General features: G+C 72.3%; 18 protein-coding genes. 11 read left to right on the top strand and 7 right to left on the bottom strand.

Annotated features, from left to right (window positions below):
- Position 1 precedes the first annotated feature (1 nt).
- The gene (locus tag ACZ50K_RS10810; RefSeq protein ID WP_468900435.1) at positions 2-748 is read right to left on the bottom strand and encodes a MerR family transcriptional regulator; all 747 of its coding nucleotides are present in this window, start codon (positions 746-748) and stop codon (positions 2-4) included.
- Between the two features lie 102 nt (positions 749-850).
- Between ACZ50K_RS10810 and ACZ50K_RS10815 the strand changes: the two genes are divergently transcribed.
- The 4 genes from ACZ50K_RS10815 to ACZ50K_RS10830 all read left to right on the top strand — a co-directional run bounded on the left by ACZ50K_RS10815 (position 851) and on the right by ACZ50K_RS10830 (position 7,889).
- Positions 851-2,707, top strand: a complete 1,857-nt coding sequence (locus ACZ50K_RS10815) for an AMP-dependent synthetase/ligase (RefSeq protein ID WP_468900438.1) — start codon at positions 851-853, stop codon at positions 2,705-2,707.
- A gap of 75 nt (positions 2,708-2,782) precedes the next feature.
- Complete coding sequence (aspT, locus tag ACZ50K_RS10820; protein WP_468900441.1) at positions 2,783-4,465, top strand: aspartate-alanine antiporter; 1,683 nt, start codon at positions 2,783-2,785, stop codon at positions 4,463-4,465.
- 24 nt (positions 4,466-4,489) lie between these two features.
- Positions 4,490-6,193 (top strand): aspartate-alanine antiporter, encoded by a 1,704-nt coding sequence (aspT, locus tag ACZ50K_RS10825; RefSeq protein ID WP_468900444.1) that lies wholly within the window; start codon positions 4,490-4,492, stop codon positions 6,191-6,193.
- Between the two features lie 40 nt (positions 6,194-6,233).
- Positions 6,234-7,889, top strand: coding sequence for a bifunctional aspartate transaminase/aspartate 4-decarboxylase (locus ACZ50K_RS10830; RefSeq protein ID WP_468900447.1), 1,656 nt, complete (start codon positions 6,234-6,236; stop codon positions 7,887-7,889).
- A gap of 78 nt (positions 7,890-7,967) precedes the next feature.
- Here the strand turns inward: ACZ50K_RS10830 and sph are convergent, their stop codons facing one another.
- Positions 7,968-8,960: a sphingomyelin phosphodiesterase gene (gene sph, locus ACZ50K_RS10835; RefSeq protein WP_468900450.1), complete on the bottom strand. Its 993-nt coding sequence runs from the start codon at positions 8,958-8,960 to the stop codon at positions 7,968-7,970.
- Between the two features lie 163 nt (positions 8,961-9,123).
- Here sph and ACZ50K_RS10840 point away from each other — a divergent pair, with 163 nt between their 5' ends.
- Complete coding sequence (locus ACZ50K_RS10840) at positions 9,124-9,975, top strand: oxygenase MpaB family protein (protein ID WP_468900453.1); 852 nt, start codon at positions 9,124-9,126, stop codon at positions 9,973-9,975.
- Between the two features lie 43 nt (positions 9,976-10,018).
- Here the strand turns inward: ACZ50K_RS10840 and ACZ50K_RS10845 are convergent, their stop codons facing one another.
- A complete protein-coding gene (locus ACZ50K_RS10845; RefSeq protein WP_468900456.1) occupies positions 10,019-11,530 on the bottom strand; it encodes a M1 family metallopeptidase in 1,512 nt (503 codons plus the stop codon).
- A gap of 125 nt (positions 11,531-11,655) precedes the next feature.
- The gene (locus ACZ50K_RS10850; protein ID WP_468900459.1) at positions 11,656-12,573 is read right to left on the bottom strand and encodes an ATP-grasp domain-containing protein; all 918 of its coding nucleotides are present in this window, start codon (positions 12,571-12,573) and stop codon (positions 11,656-11,658) included.
- Between the two features lie 207 nt (positions 12,574-12,780).
- Here ACZ50K_RS10850 and ACZ50K_RS10855 point away from each other — a divergent pair, with 207 nt between their 5' ends.
- Together ACZ50K_RS10855 and ACZ50K_RS10860 are read left to right on the top strand one after the other, a co-directional pair.
- Positions 12,781-13,644 (top strand): SCO6745 family protein, encoded by an 864-nt coding sequence (locus tag ACZ50K_RS10855; protein WP_468900461.1) that lies wholly within the window; start codon positions 12,781-12,783, stop codon positions 13,642-13,644.
- A gap of 67 nt (positions 13,645-13,711) precedes the next feature.
- Positions 13,712-16,135 (top strand): Tex family protein, encoded by a 2,424-nt coding sequence (locus tag ACZ50K_RS10860; protein WP_468900462.1) that lies wholly within the window; start codon positions 13,712-13,714, stop codon positions 16,133-16,135.
- A 253-nt stretch (positions 16,136-16,388) separates the two neighbouring features.
- On the opposite strand, the gene ACZ50K_RS10865 is transcribed toward ACZ50K_RS10860, so the two are convergent.
- Positions 16,389-18,026, bottom strand: coding sequence for an ABC-F family ATP-binding cassette domain-containing protein (locus ACZ50K_RS10865; RefSeq protein ID WP_468900464.1), 1,638 nt, complete (start codon positions 18,024-18,026; stop codon positions 16,389-16,391).
- Positions 18,027-18,133: 107 nt separating this feature from the next.
- Here ACZ50K_RS10865 and ACZ50K_RS10870 point away from each other — a divergent pair, with 107 nt between their 5' ends.
- Positions 18,134-19,099, top strand: a complete 966-nt coding sequence (locus ACZ50K_RS10870; RefSeq protein WP_468900467.1) for a GlxA family transcriptional regulator — start codon at positions 18,134-18,136, stop codon at positions 19,097-19,099.
- 53 nt (positions 19,100-19,152) lie between these two features.
- Positions 19,153-19,788, top strand: coding sequence for a DJ-1/PfpI family protein (locus tag ACZ50K_RS10875; RefSeq protein WP_468900469.1), 636 nt, complete (start codon positions 19,153-19,155; stop codon positions 19,786-19,788).
- 24 nt (positions 19,789-19,812) lie between these two features.
- On the opposite strand, the gene ACZ50K_RS10880 is transcribed toward ACZ50K_RS10875, so the two are convergent.
- The gene (locus ACZ50K_RS10880) at positions 19,813-20,553 is read right to left on the bottom strand and encodes an enoyl-CoA hydratase/isomerase family protein (RefSeq protein ID WP_468900472.1); all 741 of its coding nucleotides are present in this window, start codon (positions 20,551-20,553) and stop codon (positions 19,813-19,815) included.
- A gap of 57 nt (positions 20,554-20,610) precedes the next feature.
- Here ACZ50K_RS10880 and ACZ50K_RS10885 point away from each other — a divergent pair, with 57 nt between their 5' ends.
- Both ACZ50K_RS10885 and ACZ50K_RS10890 read left to right on the top strand, forming a co-directional pair.
- Positions 20,611-21,306 (top strand): HdeD family acid-resistance protein, encoded by a 696-nt coding sequence (locus ACZ50K_RS10885; RefSeq protein WP_468900474.1) that lies wholly within the window; start codon positions 20,611-20,613, stop codon positions 21,304-21,306.
- A gap of 130 nt (positions 21,307-21,436) precedes the next feature.
- A complete protein-coding gene (locus ACZ50K_RS10890; protein ID WP_468901162.1) occupies positions 21,437-21,883 on the top strand; it encodes an ATP-binding protein in 447 nt (148 codons plus the stop codon).
- 8 nt (positions 21,884-21,891) lie between these two features.
- Here the strand turns inward: ACZ50K_RS10890 and idi are convergent, their stop codons facing one another.
- Positions 21,892-22,491 (bottom strand): isopentenyl-diphosphate Delta-isomerase, encoded by a 600-nt coding sequence (idi, locus tag ACZ50K_RS10895; protein WP_468900477.1) that lies wholly within the window; start codon positions 22,489-22,491, stop codon positions 21,892-21,894.
- Between the last annotated feature and the right edge of the window lie 99 nt (positions 22,492-22,590).

Genomic DNA, 22,590 nt, shown 5'->3' on the forward strand with positions numbered 1-22,590 from the left:
GCTACCGGCGTTCGTCCCCGGAGCCTTCCCCGGGGACGAACGCCGCCCGCAGCTCGTCCCGCAGCGACCGCTGGAACGAGGTCACCAGGGCCTGCACCACCAGCGGCTGCATGTGCGCGGACAGCGCCTTCATCGACTCCACCCGCTCCGGATCGTCCTCGCCCTCGGTGAACGGCCCCCACACCTCGTCCCGGAACAGCCGGGTCAGCTCATGGGCCGTGGACCGCGCGTGCTCCATCAGCACCCGGCGGGCCGCCAGGATCGTCTCGTGCGCGATCGGCACCCCCAGCAGCGCCACCCCCAGCCGCAGCAGCCCCGGATCCACCCGGTAGCCCTCGCCCAGCGGGACCAGCACGTTCATCGCCGTCAGCCGCCGCAGGTCCTCCTCCGACAGGGCCCGGCCGGCCCGCCGCTCCAGCTCCTCCCGGGAGGTCTCCTCCGCCGCGTCCGGCGCCCAGCTCGCCACCAGCGCCCGGTGGATGGCCAGATCGTGCGCGCTCAGATCGTCCGGCAGCGCGTCCAGATACCGCTCGATCGCGGACAGGGTCATCCCCTGGTGCTGGAGTTCCTCGATCAGCGCCAGCCGCGACAGGTGCTCCGGCCCGTACCGGCCGACCCGACGGGGTCCGATCACGGGAGGGGGCAAAAGCCCGCGCGTGCTGTAGAACCGTACGGTACGGACGGTGACACCTGCTCGCGCGGCGAGTTCGTCCACGGTGAGCGTGGACTCCTGCGCCCGGGTGCTCATCGGCTGTGCCTCGCTCTCTGTTCACTGCGCCACTGCTCACTGCGCCCTTGGTTCAACAGTATTGCTGTCGCACCAACGATGTGAAACGTCCAGGAGCTGCCCATGACGACGAACCTGCGACTGCCCGCCCCCGCCGAGGAACTCACCCTCCCCGCGCTGCTCGCCCGCAACGCCGCCGACCATCCCGAGCTGCCCGCCCTGTCCTGGCGGCAGGCCGCCACCGGCCCGGAGGACACCGGCTGGTCCACGCTCAGCTGGTCCGAGGTCCGCCGCAAGGTGGCCGTGCTCGCCGCCGGCTACTCCGCCGCCGGGGTGGAGCGCGGGGACCACGTCCTGCTGATGATGGGCAACCGGCCCGAGCACTGGCTCAGCGACCTCGCCCTCGTCCACCTCGGTGCCGTCCCGGTCACCGTGTACGGAACCTCCGCCCCCGAGCAGATCGCCCACATCGCCCGGCACAGCCGGGCCCGTCTCGCCGTGGTCGAGGGGGCCCGCGAACTGGCCCGCTGGGAACCGCTGCTGACCGACCCCGAGGTGCCGCTGGCCCGCCTGCTGGTCGCCGAGCCTGCCGAGGCCGGCGGGCACGGGACGTACGCCTCGCTGTACGCGAGCGGGGCCCGGCTGCACCGCGCCGAGGCCTTCGAGAAGGCCTGGCGGGAGGTCCGGCCCGAGGACCCGCTGACCGTGGTCTACACCTCGGGCACCACCGGGGACCCCAAGGGGGTCCGGCTCACCCACCGCAACATCATGCTCCAGACCGTCCGGCTGGACCGGCACGTGGAACTGCCCGAGCACGCCGAGCACATCTGCTACCTGCCGTTCGCCCACATCGCCGAACGGGTCCTGGGCATCTACCTGCCGCTGCTGCGGGCCGCCCACGTCCGGATGTGCGCCGACCCGGCCGCGGTGTCCACGGCGGTCCGCGAACTGCGCCCGGTGCAGTTCTTCGGCGTCCCCCGGGTCTGGGAGAAGCTCGCGGCCTCGGTCCGGGCGGTCCTGGCCCGGCTGCCGGAGGAGCAGCGTACGGCCATCGGCGCGGCCAACGACCTGGCCCGCGAGCGGGCCGCCCACCGGGAGCGCGGCGAGGAGCCGCCGGCCGCGCTCGCCGAGGCCTACGGCCGGGCCAAGGAGACCGTGCTGGACCCGCTGCTGCGGCTGGCCGGGATGGACCGCCTGGTCTGGACGGCCAGCGCCACCGCGCCCATGCCGCTGGACGTCACCCGGTTCTGGGCCGGCTGGGGGATCACCATCATGGACGCCTGGGGGCTCACCGAGACCTCCGGGGTGTGCACGGTCAACAGCCCGGACGCCTTCCGGCTGGGCTCGGTGGGGCGTCCGATCGAGGGCCTGGAGCTGCGGCTCGCCGAGGACGGGGAGATCCTCACCCGCGGGGCCACCGTGTTCGCCGGCTATCTGCGGCCGGACGGGTCGGTGGAGGACGCGGCCGACGCCGAGGGATGGTTCCCCACCGGGGACATCGGCCGGCTCGACGAGGACGGGTTCCTCTGGATCACCGACCGCAAGAAGGAACTGATCATCACCTCCAACGGCAAGAACGTCTCCCCGGCCCTGGTGGAGAACACCGTCAAGGAGCACCCGCTGATCGGGCAGGCCCTGGTGCACGGGGACGGCCGCTCCTATCTGGTGGCCCTGCTCGTCCTGGACCCGGAACTGGCCCCCGTCTGGGCCGCCGCCCACGGCATCGGGGACACCCGCCCGGAGGCGCTCGCCGGACACCCCGAGGTGCTCGCCGAGGTGGGACGGGCCGTCGAGGCCGCCAACGCCCGGCTCAACCGCACCGAGCAGATCAAGAGGTACCGGCTGCTCACCGGGGAGTGGGGGCCGGAGTCCGGGGAGCTCACCCCCTCGCTGAAGCTCCGCCGCAAGGTGGTGCGCGCCCGCTACGCCGAACTGATCGACGGCCTCTACGAGACCTCCGACACTTCCGAGATCCCCTAGCCCGGAGCGGTACCTCGACCACCCGTTCGGGTCATCCGGTGAGCGGCGCGCCGCGCACCGGGTGACGGTGGGCGGGTGGGAGTACTTCGCGATCATCCGGAATTGGCCCTGTTCCTCTGTCTCGCGGCCGGCTACCTGCTGGGCAAGGTCCGGGTCGGACCCATCCAGCTGGGCGGCATCTGCGGCACGCTGATCGTCTCGCTGCTGCTCGGTGCCTGGGCGGGCATCGTGGTCGACGAGGACGTGAAGACGATCTTTTTCGCGCTGTTCATCTTCGCCCTCGGCTACATGGCCGGCCCGCAGTTCTTCGCCAACCTCAACCGCAGGAGCATGCGCTTCTTCGCGCTCTGCCTGATCGAGCTGGTCAGCGTGCTGGGCATCGCCTACGGGCTGGCCAAGGCCTTCGACCTGGACGTGGGCACCGCCTCCGGGATCCTGGCCGGGGCCGCCACCGAGTCCGCGGTGGTCGGCACCGCCACCGAGGCCATCGGCAAGCTCGACAACCTGACCGCGGAGCAGATCACCACCTACCAGGGGCACGTGGCCACGGCCTACACGGTCTGCTACCTGTTCGGCCTGATCACCATCGTCCTCTACACCAGCCAGTTCATGCCGATGCTGCTCCGCATCAACCTCCGGGACGCCTCCCGCGAGCTGTGGGAGAAGATGCGCGGCGGTGGCGGCGGCGGTCTGGAGAGCGACGAGCTGGAGGCGCTGCCCGGACTGGTCGGCCGCACCTATCTGGTCACCCGGGCCGACGGGCGGACCGTCGGCTCGCTGGAGCACGAGTTCGGCGGCCGGGTCACCGTGGAGGCGGTCCGGCGCGGCTCCAAGAACCTGCCGCCCGACCCCGCCCTCGAACTGACCCTCTCCGACCTGGTGCTGATCGTCGGCCGCCGGGCCAACGCCATCGCCGCCGGCCAGGCCATCGGCCCCGAGACCCCCGGCATCCCCGGCCTGGACACCGCGCTGGCCACCAGCCAGATCGCCGTCACCGACAAGGCGGTGGGCGGCCGCACCCTGGACCAGATCCAGCAGGACCACCCGGAGTTCCGCCGCTCGGGGGTGTACGTCACCGACGTCGTGCGCGGGGACACCACCCTGCCGGCCACCGCCGACACGGTGATCCAACGCGGCGACGTGGTCACCCTGGTCGGTGCCCGGGCCGGGCTCAACCGGCTGGTGGCCAGGATCGGGACGGTGGCCAAGAACGACTCCACCGACTTCATCTACCTGGGACTGGGCATCGCGGCCGGCTCCCTCCTCGGCCAGATCGTGGTGCGCTTCGGAGACATCCCGCTCTCGCTGGGCACCGGTGGCGGCTGTCTGATCTCCGGGCTGCTGTTCGGCTGGTTCCGGTCCACCCGGCAGACCTTCGGCGCCTTCCCGCCGCAGGCCGCCACCACCATCAAGGACATGGGCCTGGCCGTGTTCATCGCCTGCACCGGCCTCACCTCCGGCCCGCAGGCCTGGCCGCTGCTCAAGGAGTACGGGGCCCTGCTGCCCTTCGCGGGCATCGCCATGGTGCTCGTACCGGCCACCCTCTCCCTGGTGATCGGCCGGAAGTTCCTCAAGATCGAGAAACCCCTGCTGATCGGGGCGATCGCCGGCCAGCAGTGCTCCACCCCGGCCATCACCTCCATCACCCAGGTCGCCCAGAGCTCGGTGCCGATGCTCGGCTACACGATCACGTACACCCTGTCGAACTTCCTGCTGCCGCTGACCGGGCCGATCCTCGTCGGCGTCCTCGGAGCCTGATATGACCACCGACGGAGCCCGCACATGATCGACTTCCTGAACCGGAACATCTTCCAGCCCCATCCGGAGCTCCTGGTGTTCCTCACGGTCGCCCTCGGCTTCCTCGTCGGGAAGCTGCGCTGGCGGGCGATCGGCCTCGGCGCCGTCACCGGCTGCCTCATCGCCGGACTGGTGCTCGGCGCCCAGTTCAAGATCACCATCGACGGGACGGTGAAGAACCTCTTCTTCATCATGTTCCTCTTCGCCCTGGGCTACAAGGTCGGCCCCCAGTTCTTCCGCGGACTGAAGAAGGACGGCCTGCCCCAGGTCATCAACGCCGTCATCGTCTGCGTCACCGGACTGCTGGTCTGCTGGGGCTTCGCCGTGATGCTCGGCTACGGGCCCGGCCTGTCCGCCGGACTGCTCGGCGGCGCCCTCACCCAGTCCGCCGTCATCGGTGTCGCCCAGGACGCGATCGGCAGCCTCCCGGGCCTCACCCCGGACCAGCTCAAGGAACAGGAGAACCTGGTCGCCGTCGGCTACGCGGTCACCTACCCGCTCGGCACCATCCTCTGCGCCATCCTGCTCGCCAACATCCTGCCCAGGCTGTACCGGCGCGACCTGGCCGCCGAGAGCGTCCAGCTGGCCAAGGAGCTCGACGCCCCCGTCGACGACCCCGACCTCCACGAGGGCTACTACGAGATCGTCCTGCGGGCCTACACCCTCGGCCATCCCGACCTCGTCGGCCGCACCATCGAGGACTTCGAGCAGCAGCAGAAGGCCCTCGGCCGGCGGATCTACCTCACCCGCATCCGGCGGGACGGCGCGATCCTCGACCACACCCAGCAGACCGTCCTGCGCGCCGGGGACATCGTCGCCGTCAGCGCCCTGCGCGGCTCCCTGGTCGAGTTCGACGCCCGCTCCCACATCGGCCCCGAGACCGACGACGTGGAACTCCTCGGCTACCAGACCGAGACCCTGCACGTGGTCGTCTCCGAGAAGGCCCAACTGGGCAAGAGCATCGCGGAACTCCGCCAGGAACCCTTCATGGTCGGCGTCTACATCGACAAGCTGTTCCGGGCCGGCGCGGAGTTCCCCTACCGGCTCTCCACCCCGGTGGAGCGCGGCGACACCCTGATCCTCTCCGGGCCCAAGCGGCTGGTCGACCCGGCCGGGAAGGCCATCGGCAAGCCGGTGCCCACCAGCTTCGCCACCGACATGATCTGGGTCGGCCTCGGCATCTTCCTCGGCGGCTGCCTCGGCATCCCCGCGCTCACCGCCGGCGGTGTCCCGATCTCCCTGTCCACCTCGGGCGGCGCCCTCATCATGGGCCTGATCTTCGGCTGGATCCGCGGCAAGTACCCGACGTACGGCAACGTCCCGCCCGGCGCCCAGTGGTTCATGGACACCCTCGGGCTCTGCCTGTTCGTCGCCGTGGTCGGCATCAACGCCGGACCGAGCTTCACCAGCGGACTGGCCACGGCCGGCTGGGGCCTGCTGGTCTTCGGCGCCGTCGCCACCCTGATCCCGCTGCTCGTCGGCTTCCTGGTGGGCCACCACATCCAGAAGATCCGGTTCCCGATCCTGATGGGCGTGCTGGCCGGCGGCCAGACCACCACCGCCGCCATCGGCGCGGTCAACGAGCAGTCCAAGTCCCAGGTCCCGGTGCTCGGCTACACGATCCCGTACGCCATCAGCAATGTGCTCCTCACCATCTGGGGCGCCGTCATCGTCCTCCTCAACCACTGACCCGCGGTCCCGAACCACACCGAACGAAGGACGGAACACCGTGCCGAAGACCAGCTTCACCCGCGAGGAGATCCAGTCCTTCGCCCAGCTCAGCCCGTTCGAGCTGAAGGACAAGTTCATCGAGCTCGCCCAGGCCGCCCAGGGCGACAAGCCGGGCCAGAAGGAGACCACCACCCGCGCGATGCTCAACGCGGGCCGCGGCAACCCCAACTGGATCGCCACCGGCCCCCGCGAGGCCTTCTACGCGCTGGGCTACTTCGCCCTCGACGAGTCCCGCCGGGTCTGGACCGCCGACAACCTCGGCGGCATGCCGGAGAAGAAGGGCATCGGCGACCGCTTCGACTCCTGGCAGCGCCGCCACCCCGACCTCCCCGGCGTCGAACTCCTCGACAAGTGCGTCCGGTACGCCCTGGACACCTTCGGGTTCGACAAGGACTCCTTCGTCCACGAGCTCACCGACTCCATCACCGGTGACAACTACCCGGTGCCGGACCGGATGCTGGTGCACGCCGAACAGGTCGTCCGCTCCTACCTCGGGGCGGAGCTCTTCGACGGACGGCCGCCGAAGGACAACCCGCTGGACCTGTTCGCCACCGAGGGCGGCACCGCCGCCATGTGCTACATCTTCGACTCGCTGATGAAGAACGGCATCCTGCACAAGGGCGACAAGATCGCCCTGATGGTGCCCGTCTTCACCCCGTACATCGAGATCCCCGAGCTCGACACCTTCGAGTTCGACGTGGTCTACGTCAACGCCAGCCTGTTCGCCGAGAGCGGGGTGCGGCAGTGGCGCTACCCCGAGGAGGAGGTCGCCAAGCTCGCCGACCCGGCGGTCAAGCTGGTCTGCCTGGTCAACCCCTCGAACCCGCCCTCGCTGGCGCTCAGCGACCGGGTCGCGAACCAGATCAAGGACATCGTCGCCACCGCCAACCCCAACCTGCTGATCGTCACCGACGACGTCTACGCCACCTTCGTCCCCGGCTTCCGGTCCGTCGCCGCCGAACTGCCCCGCAACACCCTGCTGGTGTACTCGTACTCCAAGCACTACGGCTGCACCGGCTGGCGCCTGGGAGTCATCGGCCTGGCCCGGGACAACGTCATCGACGACATGATCGCCGCCTTCCCGGAGGACCAGAAGGCCCGCCTCGCCAAGCGGTACGGCACCCTCACCCTGGAACCCGACAAGATCAGGTTCATCGACCGGATGGTCGCCGACTCCCGCTCGGTGGCCCTCAACCACACCGCCGGCCTCTCGCTGCCGCAGCAGACGATGATGGCCCTGTTCTCCCTCTTCGACCTCCTCGACGAGGGCCAGGAGTACAAGGGCAGGCTCCGCGAGATCGTCCACCGCCGGCTGGACCTCCTCCTGGAGGGCGCCCAGATGAAGATCGCCGCCGATGACAAGCGGGCCGGCTACTACATCGAACTCGACCTGCTCGCCGAGGCCGAGCGGGTCCACGGCAAGGAGTTCGCGGACTTCCTGGAAAAGAACTACGAACCCGTGGACCCGCTGTTCCGGCTCGCCGAGCAGACCTCGGTGGTCCTCCTCAACGGCGGCGGCTTCGAGGGCCCCGAATGGTCGGTCCGGGTCTCCCTGGCCAACCTCGACGACCTGGACTACCTGAAGATCGGCCACCACCTGCGCGAGATCTTCCAGGACTACGCCCGCGAATGGCAACGCTCCACCGAGTCCTGACCCGCCTGACCCGCCTGACCCGACTGCCCCACCCCGCCGCCGCCCGGAGAACCCCGCCCTCCGGGCGGCGGCGCGTGGTCAGCGGCCGATCACCGGGTAGTGGTCGGAAAGGTTGGTGTAGGTGTAGGAGGTGCCCCAGCTGGAGACCGTCCAGGGGGCCGACTGCTCCTTGACGACCTCGTTGGTCCAGCCCGCCGGGCGGGCGTGGCCGGTGCGGTGCAGGACGTAGTCCAGGTCCTCGCGGGGGTCGGTCGGGTAGCGCTCCGCCGCGATGGAGTTGTCCCGGGTGTCGAAGGAGTAGACGTGCCCGGTGCGGGCGTCGGCCCCGGCCAGGCCCGCGTCCGCCAGCATGGTGCCGTACTCGGGGGTGTGCGAGTCCACGTTCATGTCGCCCGCCACGATGACCTGCTCGGACGCCGGGATGTTCTTGGCGTCGAGGAAGGCGTCGATGTTCTTGAACTGGCGGCTGCGCATCTGCGCCGCCTCGCCCGCCGAGCAGCCCGGGTCGGTGGACTGCGCGTGCGTGCCGAGCACGTGCACCCGGGCGCCGTTCACGTTCAGCACCACGTACGCGAAGCCCTTGTTGGACCACCAGTCCGCGCCGCAGGCGTCCTTGTAGACGTACTGCTCCTTGCGGACGATCGGCCACTTGCTGAGGATCGCGACCCCGCCGTCCTCCGGGGTGGTGGCGGAGTAGGCGCCGCCGGTGGCGTCCCAGCCGCTCTTGCTGCGGCCCACCACCGGGGTCTGGTGGGGGTACTGGGCGGCCGAGTCGGCCTTCAGCGCGTCGGAGGCGGAGTTGTCGAAGGCCTCCTGGAGCACCACCACGTCATGGCCCTGGTAGAAGGAGGCCCTCGGTATCTCCTTCGCCCGGTGGTCCTGGCCCCAGTTCGGATAGAGGTTCTTGCTGAACAGGAACGCGTTGTAGGTCAGGACGCTGAGCCTCGGGGTCGCGTCCGCGGCGGTGGGCGCGGCGGTGGCCGGGGCCGTGGTGGCGGCCAGGGCGGCCACGGCCACGGCGGCGACGGCGCTGACGGCGGCCCGGTTGCGGAGGTGCTCGGTGAGCGGCATGGGTCTCCAACATTCCTGTGGGGGAGATCGACGGCGCCATCAAAGCAGCCCCAGTTACCTCTGGGTAACACCCGTGCACCGGGAATCTGGACGGGTCGTGGCCATACGCGGTGGCCATACTGTGAGCAGGCCCGGGCCCACCGGGTCCGACCTGGGAGGACGCATGCGCAAGGACCCCGAACCGCCGCCGCCGGGCGGGATCCTCTGGACCCTCGCCGGGGACGTCCGGCAGCTGCTGATGCTGCCCGCCGCCTTCACCATGCAGGTCGCGCATCCCGCCATCGGCGCCGGAGTGGACAGCCACTCGGTCTTCCGCACCGACCCCTGGGGGCGCGGCGAGCGCTCCCTGCGGTCGGTGCAGCTGTGGGTGTACGGGGGAGAGGAGGCGGCCGAGGAGGGCCGCCGGGTGCGCCGGCTGCACCAGGACATCAAGGGCACCGACACCCGGGGCCGGCCCTACCACTCACTGGACCCGGCCTGCTACTCCTGGGTGCACGCCACCGGCTTCCCCGTCTACCGGCACGCGGCCCGCTATCTCTACCGCCCCTTCACCCCGGCCCAGGAGCGGCAGCTCTACCGGGAGTGGCTCCAGGTCGGCCGGATCCTGGGGCTGCGCGACCGGGACATGCCGCAGAGCATCGAGGAGTTCTGGCCCTACTACCGGCGGATGCTCGCCGAGGAGACCGAGTTGACCCCGGTGGCCGCCGAACTCCTCGCCACCGACGTGCCGTTGCCCCGCCCGGAGGGCGGACCGCTGCCGGTCCGGGTGCTGACCCGGCTGGCCTGGCCCGCGCTGCGCACGCTGTTCCTGCGGTTCCGGGCCTTCGCCACCGTGGGCTACATGCCGCCGGACGCCCGGGCCGCGCTGGGGCTGGAGTGGACCCCGGCCCAGGAGCGCCGGCTGCGGCTGCTCAGCCTGCTCGTACGGCATCTGGTGCCGCTGCTCCCGGAGCGGCTGCGGTACCTGCCGGTGGCCCGGGAGGCCCGGAGACGGTGGCGCGCCGCCGCCCGCTGAGGGGCGACGGCGCGACCGGGCGGCCCGGAGGCCGGTGTCGGGGTCAGTGCTCGTGGACGGTGTTCGTCGCGGCGATCTTCTTCCAGGAGCGCGGCTCGGCCGGCTTGGCGGCCCGGATCCGCTGCTTGGCGGGCTTGGCCGGCTTGGCGTTCTTGGCCACCGGGCCCTCGGCCGGCTTGCCCGGCTTGTACAGCCAGGTGTCGAACAGCTTCCCGAGGGACTTGCCGGAGATCCGCTCGGCGTAGTGCACGAAGTCGCCGACCTTGGCGTTGCCGTACTTCAGCTCGGTCGGCCAGCCCTTCAGGATCTTGAAGAACTTCTCGTCCCCGACCTCGTTCCGCAGCGCCTGGATCGCGACGGCGCCGCGGTCGTACACCGCGCCGTGGAACTGGTTCTCCGGGCCCGGGTCACCGGGCTTGACCTGCCAGAACGGGTCCTCGGCCGGGCGGGTGGAGTACACCCAGTCGGCGAGCTCCTGGGCGGTGCCCTCGCCCTCCTTCTCCGACCACAGCCACTGGGCGTAGCGGGCGAAGCCCTCGTTGACCCAGATGTCCTTCCAGTTGTCCACGGACACGCTGTCGCCGTACCACTGGTGGGCGATCTCGTGCACGACCACCGAGACGTTGGCGCCGTTGGCGAACTGGCGCGGGCTGTAGAACGGCCGGGTCTGCGTCTCCAGGGCGTAGCCGCTGGTCACGTTGGGGACGTAGCCGCCGAGGGCGTTGAAGGGGTAGGGGCCGAACACGCCCTCCAGCCATTCGGTGACCTCGCCGGTCCGCTCGATGCTGGCGCGGGCCGCGCCGTCGTTGTCGCCGAGGTCCTTGCTGTACGCGTTGAGGATCGGCAGCCCGCTCGCCGTCCTGTCGGTGGTGATGTCGAACTTGCCGATGGCGAGGGTGGCCAGATAGGTGGCCTGCGGCTTGTTGGACCGCCAGTTCCAGCGGGTCCAGCCGAGCTTGGAGCTCTGTGACTGGAGCACGCCGTTGCTGATGGCCTGGGTGCCGTCGGGCACGTTGACGGACACGTCGAAGGTGGCCTTGTCCAGCGGGTGGTCGTTGCTCGGGAACCACCAGATCGCCGAGTCCGGTTCCTGTGCGGCCACCCCGCCGTCCGGGGTGCGGTGCCAGGCGGTCCAGCCGTCCACCTTCAGCTCGGAGGGCTTGCCCGCGTACTTGACGACCACGGTCAGCGGCTTGTTCCTGGCCAGCGGGGCGGCCGGGGTGACCTCCAGTTCCTGGGTCCCGGAGGTCGCGAAGCGGGCCTTGGCGCCGTTGACGCGGACCTCGCTGACCTTCAGTCCGAAGTCCAGGTTGAAGCGGGACAGGTCCTGCTTGGCGGTGGCCAGCAGGGTGGCGGTGCCCTCCAGCAGGTCGGTGGCGGGCTGGTACTGGAGGCGGAGGTCGTAGTGCGAGACCTCGTATCCGCCGTTGCCGCTGGCCGGATAGTAGGGATCACCGATCCCCGCGGCGCCCGGGCCGGAACTCGTCGCCGACGCCGGGATCACCAGCAGGAGGGAGGCGGCGAGCACACTGGGGGCGATGACTCTGCGGTGCACGAAAAGCTCCAAGGGGTAGGGGGCGCTGATCGGTTCGACTGCTCCGTCCGACCGTATTCACCCCCGCCGCCCCAAGTCATGTCCACGGCACCCGCTGTCACATGATCGCCATCCGGCCGAAAGGATCACCCGTCCAGCGGGTCCCTCCCCGTCCTTCCTGTGGCCCGCGCGGCCGCCGCCGCCAATCGCTCCACCGCGCCCGGGGTCATCCCCAGGAAGAGGTTCGGCTCGATCAGTTCCAGCTCCATCAGCAGGGGTTCGCCGTCGGGTCCCGGCACCAGGTCCACCCGGGCCAGCGGCGGCGGGGCCTGGGAGGGGGCGGCGGCCAGGGCCGCCCGCGCGGTGCGCAGCTCCGCCGCGGTCGGGTCGTAGGGCTCGACCCCGGGGTGCGCGGTACGGAAGTTGTCGATCACTCCGGGCTCGGTGAGGAGTTCCCGCTTGCGTATCGCGTGGCTGAACTCCCCGTCGAGGAACACCAGGGCGCGTTCGCCCTCCGCCACCCCCGGGACGTATGGCTGGATCAGCACGGTCCGTCCCTGGTCCAGCAGGGTCCGGGCGTGCGCGGCCGCGTCGGCCGACCGGCCGGGCTCGTAGCGGGCGGTGTCCCGGGCCCCGGAGGACATCGAGGGCTTGACCACCACCCCGTCCGGTCCGTCGAGCCGCTCCTCGGTCCACCCGGCGCCGTCCGGGCCGGGCTCCAGGAACCGGGTCGGCACCACCGGCACCCCCTGGGCGGCCAGCTCCCGCAGATAGCGCTTGTCGCTGTTCCAGCGGACCACCGGCGCCGGGTTCCACAGCCGGGTGACCCGCCCGGTGGCGTCCGCCCAGTCCAGGAACTCCCGCGCGCGGTCGACGTAGTCCCAGGTGGACCGGATCATCACCAGGTCGAAACCGGCCCAGCCGGCCGGCCCGGGGTCGCCGTCCCAGGCCACGGCCTCGGCGTCCAGTCCCGCCGACCGCAGGGCGTCCACGATCAGCGGGAGATCGGTGTCCAGCGCGAGGAACTCCTTGCCGGACACCACGGCGACCCTGAACGCACCCATACGAGACCTCCCGACCGGCGGTCCGGGCGGTCCGCTCGGTGCGCCACTGTAATCAGCGGGGGGCCGGGCTCCCATCGAATATCCCCGGCCCGGGCCGCCTCCCCGCCCGTCTCCCGGCCCGTCGCCCGCGCACCCGCCGGGAGGGCTCCGACCTGCGGGAACCCGGCCGGGGTTCACGCCGTACCAACCAGTCGGTAACCTGCGCGCATGAGCCTTGAGCCGCGAGCCGCCCGCCGTGCCTGGCACGGAGCCGTCAACCCCCTGCACTCCACCGTGTACTTCTCCCCGGACACCCCCCGGGAGTTCGCCGCCGCCGGGATCCACGACCGGGCGGCCGCCAACCTCGCCGCCCGGTCCGCGGCCATGGGCGCCGTCGGGGCCGGCCCGGTGGCCGCCGCCTTCTACAACTACCGGTACGACCTGATCGCCCGGCACCTGCCCGCCGTCTGGACCGCCGCCTCCCCCGAGCAGGTCGTCGCCGCCCGCTACCGGGCCGCCGACGCCACCCTGCGCCGGCTGCTGGGCGAGGAGGCCCTCGCCTCCGCCGAGCTCGCCGAGGCCGCCGCCCTGGCCCTGCGCGCCACCGAGGCCTGCACCCGGCACGGCCGGGTCCTGTACTCCGCGCACGCCGACCTCCCCGTCCCCGAGGAGCCCCACCTGCGGCTCTGGCACGCCACCACCCTGCTCCGCGAGCACCGCGGCGACGGCCACCTCGCCGCCCTCCTCACGGCCGGCCTGGACCCCCTGGAGGCCCTGGTCAGCCACAGCGCCACCGGCAAGGGCTTCTCCCGGAAATGGCTGAAGGCCACCCGCGGCTGGGAACAGGCCGACCTGGACGCCGCCTCCGCCCGGCTCCGCGACCGCGGCCTCCTCGACGCCGACGGGGAACTGACCGAGGCCGGCCGCGGCGCCCGCGAACACCTGGAGTCCGAGACCGACCGGCTGGACGCCGCCCCCTACGAGCACCTGGGCGCCGACGGACTGGCCCGACTCGCCGAACTCGGCGGGGCGTTCGTCGCCCGGGCCTTCGCCGCCGGGGCCTTCCCCGCGGACCTCCTCGGCAAGGCCTGACCCCGGGGGCCCGCGCCACCTGCCACAATTGGCCGCTCCAGGCACAGACGAAGGCGGGACGAAGAACGTGACCACGTCCATCGAAGGCAGGATCGCCGAGGAGCTCGGCGTACGGGAGCGGCAGGTCAAGGCCGCCGTCGAGCTGCTCGACGGCGGCTCCACCGTCCCGTTCATCGCGCGCTACCGCAAGGAAGCGACCGAGATGCTGGACGACGCCCAGCTGCGCACCCTGGAGGAGCGCCTGCGCTATCTGCGCGAGCTGGAGGACCGGCGGGCCGCGATCCTCGACTCCGTCCGGGACCAGGGCAAGCTCACCGACGAGCTGGCGGCCCGGATCAACGCGGCCGACACCAAGGCGCGGCTGGAGGACATCTACCTCCCCTTCAAGCCCAAGCGGCGCACCAAGGCGCAGATCGCCCGCGAGGCCGGACTGGAGCCCCTCGCCGAGGCCCTCCTCGCCGACCCCGGCACCGACCCGGCGGCCGCCGCGGCCGGCTACGTCGACGCCGACAAGGGGATCGCCGACCCGGCCGCCGCACTGGAGGGCGCCCGCGCCATCCTCACCGAGAAGTTCGGCGAGGACGCCGACCTGATCGGCGAACTCCGCGAGCGCATGTGGGGCCGCGGCCGGCTGCTCGCCCGGGTCCGCGAGGGCAAGGAGGAGGCCGGCGCCAAGTTCGCCGACTACTTCGACTTCGCCGAACCCTTCACCGCCCTGCCCTCCCACCGGGTGCTCGCCATGCTGCGCGGCGAGAAGGAGGACGTCCTCGACCTCACCCTGGAGCCCGAGGAGCCCTCCGAGACCCCCGGCACCCCCTCCACGTACGAGGGGATGGTGGCCCGCCGCTTCGGCATCGCCGACCGCGCCCGCCCCGCCGACAAGTGGCTGGCCGACACCGTGCGCTGGGCCTGGCGCACCAAGATCCAGGTGCATCTGGGCATCGACCTGCGGATGCGGCTGCGCGCCGCCGCCGAGGACGAGGCGGTCCGGGTGTTCGCCGCCAACCTGCGCGACCTGCTGCTCGCGGCCCCCGCCGGCACCCGCGCCACCCTCGGCCTCGACCCGGGCTTCCGCACCGGGGTCAAGGTGGCCGTGGTGGACGCCACCGGCAAGGTGGTGGCCACCGAGGTGATCCACCCGCACGTGCCCGCCAACCGCTGGGACGAGGCCCTCGGCAAGCTGGCCCGGCTCGCGAAGGAGCACTCCGTCGAGCTGATCGCCATCGGCAACGGCACCGCCTCCCGCGAGACCGACAAACTGGCCGGGGACCTGATCTCCCGCCACCCGGAACTCAAGCTGACCAAGGTGATGGTCTCCGAGGCCGGCGCCTCCGTGTACTCGGCCTCCGCCTTCGCCTCCCAGGAACTCCCGGACATGGACGTGTCGTTGCGCGGCGCCGTCTCCATCGCCCGCCGGCTCCAGGACCCGCTCGCCGAACTCGTCAAGATCGACCCCAAGTCGATCGGCGTCGGCCAGTACCAGCACGACCTCTCCGAGGTGAAACTGTCCCGCTCGCTGGACGCCGTGGTCGAGGACTGCGTGAACGGCGTCGGCGTGGACGTCAACACGGCCTCCGCCCCGCTGCTCTCCCGGGTCTCCGGGATCAGCGGCGGCCTCGCCGAGAACATCGTCGCGCACCGCGACGCCAACGGCCCCTTCCGCAGCCGCAAGGGACTCAAGGACGTGGCCCGGCTCGGCCCCAAGGCGTACGAGCAGTGCGCCGGCTTCCTCCGGATCCGCGGCGGCGACGACCCGCTGGACGCCTCCAGCGTGCACCCCGAGTCCTACCCGCTGGTGCGGGCGATGGGGAAGAAGTCGGGCGGCGAGGTCGCCGCGCTGATCGGCAACACCGGGGTGCTGCGCTCGCTGCGCCCGGAGGAGTTCGTCACCGACACCTTCGGCCTGCCGACCGTCACCGACATCCTGCGGGAGCTGGAGAAGCCCGGTCGGGACCCGCGCCCGGCCTTCCGGACCGCCAGCTTCAAGGACGGCGTCGAGAAGATCGCCGACCTGGCCCCCGGGATGATCCTGGAGGGCGTGGTCACCAATGTGGCCGCCTTCGGCGCCTTCATCGACATCGGCGTCCACCAGGACGGCCTCGCCCATGTCTCGGCGCTGTCCAAGACCTTCGTCAAGGACCCCCGGGACGTGGTCAAGCCCGGGGACATCGTCCGGGTCAAGGTGATGGACGTGGACATCCCGCGCAAGCGGATCTCGCTCACCCTGCGGCTGGAGGACGAGACCGCCCAGCCGGGCGGCGGCAAGCCGCGCCAGGAGCGGGGCGAACGCGGCGAGCGCGGAGGACGGGGCGAGCGCGGCGAGCGCGGCGGCCGTCCGCCGCAGCAGCGCGGCGCCCAGGGCGGTGGCCAGGGAGGTTCCGGCCGGCGCGGCCAGGGCGGCGGAGCCGCCCCCGGCAACAGCGCGATGGCCGACGCCCTGCGCCGGGCCGGCCTGGCCGGCGGCAACGAGGGCAACTCCCGCAAGCGCTGACCCGGGCGTCCGGCCCGCCGCCCCGGCCGCGGCCGCGCCCGGCAGGGCCCTCGACCCCGGGGCCCCTGCCGTTCGGCCCTGGCCGCGGCCCGGCCACAGGCACTTGGCCCCGGCATCGCCCGGCCCCGGAGGCCCCGTGGACGCGTCCGGCCGGGCCTCCGGGCGGGGCCCGGACGGGCCGGGGCCTTCGACCCGGAGCCTCCGCGCGCGGCCCGGCCGCAGGCCACTGGTCCGGGCCCGGCCCCCGGGCCGGCTACAGCTCGGTGACCCGGCCGGCGGCCACTTCCAGGCGCCGGGTCACCTGCACCGCCTCCAGCATCCTGCGGTCGTGGGTGACCAGCAGCAGCGTCCCCTCGTAGGCCTCCAGGGCCGACTCCAGCTGCTCGATCGCCGGCAGGTCCAGATGGTTCGTCGGCTCGTCCAGCACCAGCAGGTTCACCCCGCGTCCCTGGAGCAGCGCCAGCGCCGCCCGGGTCCGCTCGCCGGGGGACAGGGTGCCGGCCGGCCGCAGCACATGCGCCGCCTTCAGCCCGAACTTGGCCAGCAGGGTGCGTACTTCGGCCGGCTCGGTGTCCGGCACGGCCGCGCAGAACGCCTCCAGCAGCGGCTCCTCGCCCAGGAACAGCCCGCGCGCCTGGTCCACCTCGCCGACCAGCACCCCCGAACCCAGCACGGCCGAACCGGAGTCCAGCGGCAGCCGGCCCAGGAGCGCGGCGAGCAGGGTGGACTTGCCGGAGCCGTTGGACCCGGTGATCGCCACCCGGTCGGCCCAGTCGATCTGGAGGCTGGCCGGCCCGAACCGGAAGTCCCCGCGCCGCACTTCGGCCTCGCGCAGGGTGGCCACCACCGAACCGGAGCGCGGGGCCGCCGCGATCTCCATCCGCAGCTCCCACTCCTTGCGGGGCTCGTCCACCACCTCCAGCCGCTCGATCGCCCGCTGCGTCTGCCGGGCCTTCGCGGCCTGCTTCTCACTCGCGTCCGCCCGGAACTTCCGGGCGAACTTGTCGTTGTCGGTGGCCTTGCGGCGGGCGTTGCGGACGCCCTTGTCCATCCAGTTGCGCTGCATCTGGGCCCGGCCCTCCAGCGCGGACCGCTTGTCGGCGTACTCCTCGTAGTCCTCGCGGGCGTGCCGGCGGGCCGTCTCGCGCTCCTCCAGATAGGCGTCGTAGCCGCCGCCGTAGAGGTTGATCTCCTGCTGGGCCAGGTCGAGTTCCAGGACCTTGGTGACGGTCCGGGCGAGGAACTCGCGGTCGTGGCTGATCACCACGGTGCCGGCCCGCAGCCCCTGCACGAACCGCTCCAGCCGCTGGAGCCCGTCCAGGTCCAGGTCGTTCGTCGGCTCGTCCAGCAGGAACACGTCGTACCGGGAGAGCAGCAGCGAGGCGAGACCCGCCCGGGCGGCCTGGCCGCCGGACAGCGCCGTCATCGGCAGGTCCAGGCCCACCGACAGCCCCAGGTCGTCGGCGACCTCCTGGGCCCGCTCGTCCAGGTCGGCGCCGCCGAGGTCCAGCCAGCGGTCCAGGGCGGTCGCGTAGGCGTCGTCCGCGCCCGTCACCCCGTCCACCAGACCCTGGGTGGCGGAGTCCAGGTCCGCCTGCGCGGCGGCCACCCCGGTGCGCCGGGCCAGGAACTCCCGTACGGACTCCCCGGGACGCCGGTCCGGCTCCTGCGGCAGGTGTCCCACGCTGGCCGTCGGCGGGGACAGCCGCAGCTCACCGCTCTCCGGGGTGTCCAGACCGGCCAGCAGCCGGAGCAGGGTGGACTTCCCGGCGCCGTTGACGCCGACCAGCCCGATGACGTCCCCGGGGGCGACCACGAGGTCGAGCCCGGAGAAGAGGGAGCGCTCACCGTGACCGGCGGCGAGTTCCTTGGCGACGAGGGTTGCAGTCATGATCCGGCGATCCTATCGAGCCGTGGCGGCCCCGGCCGCCCGGCGATGGCAGGAAAGGTGGGATGCCCGTCATTGCCGCCGTCGGCGGACCGGCGGACCATGGAGCCATGCCGACGCGAGATGTGCTCGTCCTCCTCTACGAGGGCGTGCAGAGCCTGGACGTCACCGGCCCGGTGGAGGTGTTCGCCGGGGCCGGCCGGATCCCCGGCCGGGAGGGCTACCGGATCCGGACCGTCTCGCCCGGCGGCCTGCCGGTCCGCACCAACAGCGGGCTCACCCTGGTCCCCGACGGGCCCCTGGAGGGGGCCGTCCCGGACGCGGACACCACCGTCCTCGTCCCCGGCGGGCAGTTCTCCGGCACCTTCGAACCCAGGCTCACCGACTGGCTCCGCGCGCACGGCGGACGCGCGGGCCGGCTGGTGTCGGTCTGCACCGGCGGACTGCTGCTCGCCGAAGCCGGCCTGCTGGACGGCCGCCGGGCCACCACCCACTGGGCGGCCTGCGACCGGATGACCCGGGACTACCCGGCCGTCCGGGTGGAACCGGACCCCATCTACGTCCGTGACGGCCCGGTGGCCACCAGCGCCGGGGTCACCGCCGGGATCGACCTGGCACTGGCCCTGGTGGAGGAGGACCGCGGGCGGGAGGACGCCCTGACGATCGCCCGGCACCTGGTGGTCTTCCTGCGCCGGCCCGGCAACCAGGCCCAGTTCAGCGCCCAGCTGGCCTCCCAGACCGCCGTCCGGGAACCGCTGCGGGACCTCCAGCAGTGGATCGCCGAACATCCCGGGGCGGATCTGAGCGTGCCGGCGCTGGCCGCCCGGGCGGCCCTCTCGCCCCGGCACTTCGCCCGCGCCTTCCAGACGGAGACCGGGCTCACCCCGGGCCGCTATGTGGAGCGGGTCCGGGTGGAACACGCCCGCCGGCTGCTGGAGGACGGCACCGACGGCATCGCCGGGATATCCCGGGCCTGCGGCTACGGCAACCCCGAGGCCCTGCGCCGCGCCTTCGTCCGCACCCTGGGCCAGCCGCCCGCCGAATACCGCCGCCGCTTCGGCCCCGGAACCCGCTAGACCACACCCGCGCCCACCCGACCACCCACCGACCGCACGCCCAGGAGGACCCCGTGCAGATCGCGATCCTGCTCTTCGACGGCTTCACCTCGCTCGACGCCATCGGCCCCTTCGACACCCTCGGCCGGCTGCCCGACGCCCGTACGGTGTTCGTCGCCGAGCGCCCCGGCCCCGTACGCAACGACTCCGGCCAGCTCACGGTGGTCGCCGAGAAGTCCCTGGACGAGGTGGGCGCCCCGGACATCGTCCTGGTCCCCGGCGGCCCCGGACAGGAGGCGCAGATGGAGAACAAGGCGGTGCTGGACTGGCTGCGGTCGGTGGACCGCACCAGCACCTGGACCACCTCGGTCTGCACCGGCTCGCTGCTGCTGGCGGCGGCCGGCCTGCTGGACGGCCGCCGGGCCACCTCGCACTGGCTGGCCCTGGACCAGCTGCCCGCCTACGGGGCCGAACCGACCGGGGAGCGGGTGGTCACCGACGGCAAGTACGTCACCGCCGCCGGGGTCTCGGCGGGCATCGACATGGGGCTCACCCTGCTCGGCCGGATCGCCGGGGACCGCTGCGCGCAGTCCGTGCAGCTGCTGACCGAGTACGACCCGCAGCCGCCCTACGACGCGGGCTCCCCGGAGAAGGCCCCGGCCGACCTGGTCGCCGAATGGCGCGGGCAGAGCCGCTTCTCCGCGGAGTAGCCGCCGGCCGGAGCCGGCACCCTCTCAGGGGGTCCAGGTGAAGCGCGGGTCCCGGCGCTCCAGGAAGGCGGCGACGCCCTCGGCGGTGTCGCCGCTGGCCGCCGCCACCGCGGCCCAGTGGGCGTCCCGGTCGGTGCGCCCGTCGGTGAACTCCTTGGCGGCGGCCTGGGTGAGCTGGGAGCGGGCCGCCAGCACCGCGGTGAACCCGGCCACCCGCTTGTCCAGCAGCTCCGCCGGGTGCACCTCGTCCACCAGACCGGTGCGCAGCGCCCGCTCGGCGCCGATCAGCTCGGCCGAGAACAGCAGGTACTTGGCGGTGGCCGGTCCGACCAGGGCGGCCAGCCGCCGGGTGGAGGAGGCCGGGTAGACGATGCCCAGCCGGGCCGGGGTCACCCCGAACCGGGCCCCTTCGGCGGCGAACCGCAGGTCGCAGGCTGCCGCCAGCTGGGTGCCGCCGCCCACGCAGGGGCCGTGGATCGCGGCCAGGGTGGGCTTGGGGAAGGCGGCGAGGGCCTCCTCGGCGGTGACCGCCAGGTCCTGGGGCACCTCGCCGCCGGTCATCGAGGAGATGTCCGCGCCCGCGCAGAAGCTGTCCCCGGCCCCGGTGAGGACCAGGACCCGGACGGCGGCATCGGCCGCGTACCGGTCCAGCAGGGCGGGCAGCTGCCGCCACATCGCGGCGGTCATGGCGTTGCGCCGGGCCGGGTGGGAGATGACGATCCTGGCGACCCCGTCGGTGACGGAGTGCAGCAGCTGCGGGTCCATGCCGGGAATCCTATGATCAATACGGGGGTCCGGGGGGTGTGACGAGGAGGCACGTCCATGGCCGCAGACCGCACCGAGGAACAGCAGCAGAAGCGGAAGCTGCACCGCAGCTTCGGCTGGCTGGCGGTACTGGGAGTGATCCTGGTGCTCGCCGGGCTGGTGGGTCTCGTCTACACCGGCTTCGCGACGCTCACCTCGATGTTCCTCTTCGGCTGGCTGCTGCTGATCGGCGGTGTGGTCGGGCTGCTCCAGGCGGTCCAGTCCCGCAAGAGCAACTACTTCTGGCTGGCCGTGATCGTCGCCGCGCTGAACATCGCGGCCGGCTGCGTGGTGCTGGCCCGCCCGGAGGCCAGTGCCGAGGCGCTGACCATGTTCGCCGCGCTGCTGTTCCTGGTGGGCGGGCTGTTCCGGCTGGCCGGGGCGCTGGTGGTGCGCGGCACCAACTTCGGGCTGACCCTGGTGCAGGGCGCCTTCGGGGTGCTGCTGGGCATCCTGATCCTGGCCGAGTGGCCGAGCAGCAGCCGCTATGTGATCGGGGCGTTCTTCTCGCTGGCCCTGCTGTTCGACGGGCTGAGCCTGATCGGGCTGGGGCTGGGCGCTCGCAAGATCCTGGGCCTGGTCACCGAGCCGGAGGGGCCGGCGGGCGGGCCGGAGCCCGGGTCCGGGCCGCGGCCCGAGCCGGTGGTGCCCGCGGCGCCCCCGAAGCCCCCGGCCGGGGGCCCGGTGGCAGATCAAGAACAGTCCAACAACTGACTCTGTCATACGCCAGCGGTCAGAAAGTGCCCGAATGACGCTGACTTCTGGTCAGCGGTCCGGTCCGGACCAGCGCGTTCTCCACTCTTGACGCGTGGAGACGATCGAGCGCGAAGACGGGGGCCGGAACATGGACGTCAGCGGGAGCGCCCCGCCAGCACAGTACGAGGGAGTGTGGCGGTTCACCGCTCCCGCGACAGAAGAATCCGTTCCTCAGGCCCGCCGGGCGGTCCGGGACCTGCTCGGCCGGCAGGGAGTGCCGGCCGACCAGGACCTGGTCTACTCCCTGCTGCTGATCGTCTCCGAGCTGGTCACCAACTCGGTACGGCACGCGGCGCTGCTCTCGCCCGAGGTCGCGGTGGAGGTGGCCATCGGCCCGCAGTGGGTGCGGGTGGCCGTCGAGGACAACCACCCGTACCGCCCCAAGGCCCTGGAGGCCGACTTCGGCCAGACCGGCGGGCGGGGCCTGCTGCTGGTCCGGGAGGTCACCCTGGAGGCCGGCGGGGTCTGCGACGTGGAGCACACCTCCACCGGTGGCAAGGTGATCTGGGCGGCCCTGCCCTGGCTGCCCGCCTGACCGGGTGGCTACCAGCCCGCGGCTTCCCCGGTGAGCTCGCGGATGGCCGGCCTGGCCGCGTCCAGCACGGTCATGAACCAGGCCGAGAACGGCGCCTCGGCGTGCCGCTTCACCAGCTCCTCCGCCGACACGAACTCGGTGCCGCCGACCTCCTCCGGGTCGGGCCGCACCGCGGCCTGCGCGAGTCCCACGAAAAGGTGGTTGTACTCCTGTTCCACCAGACCCGAGGCGGGGTCCGGGTGGTTGTAGCGGACCGTACCCGCCTCGGCGAGCAGCGACGGGGACAGCCCCAGCTCCTCGTAGGTGCGGCGGGCGGCGGCGGCGAACGGGGACTCGCCGGGATAGGGGTGCCCGCAGCAGGTGTTCGACCAGACGCCGGGGGAGTGGTACTTGCCCAGCGCGCGCTGCTGGAGCAGCAGCCGGCCCCGCTCGTCGAAGAGGAACACGGAGAACGCCCGGTGCAGCAGCCCGGGGGCCTGGTGGGCGGACAGCTTCTCCGCCGTGCCGATGGTATTGCCCGCCTCGTCGACCAGTTCGAGCATGATCGGTTCCTGCGGGGCGGTGCCGGGTGCCGTGGGGGTCGCGGCGGTGGCGGGTGTGATCGGCATGACCATCCTTCGCTTCGGACTACGGCCTTCAGTCTGCCGCACGAACGCGACTTGTCCGCACTTCGCCCATCCGCGCATGTCCGTCCCCCGCCACGTGAT

It is taken from the genome of Streptomyces sp. NPDC033845 (genome assembly GCF_055576225.1).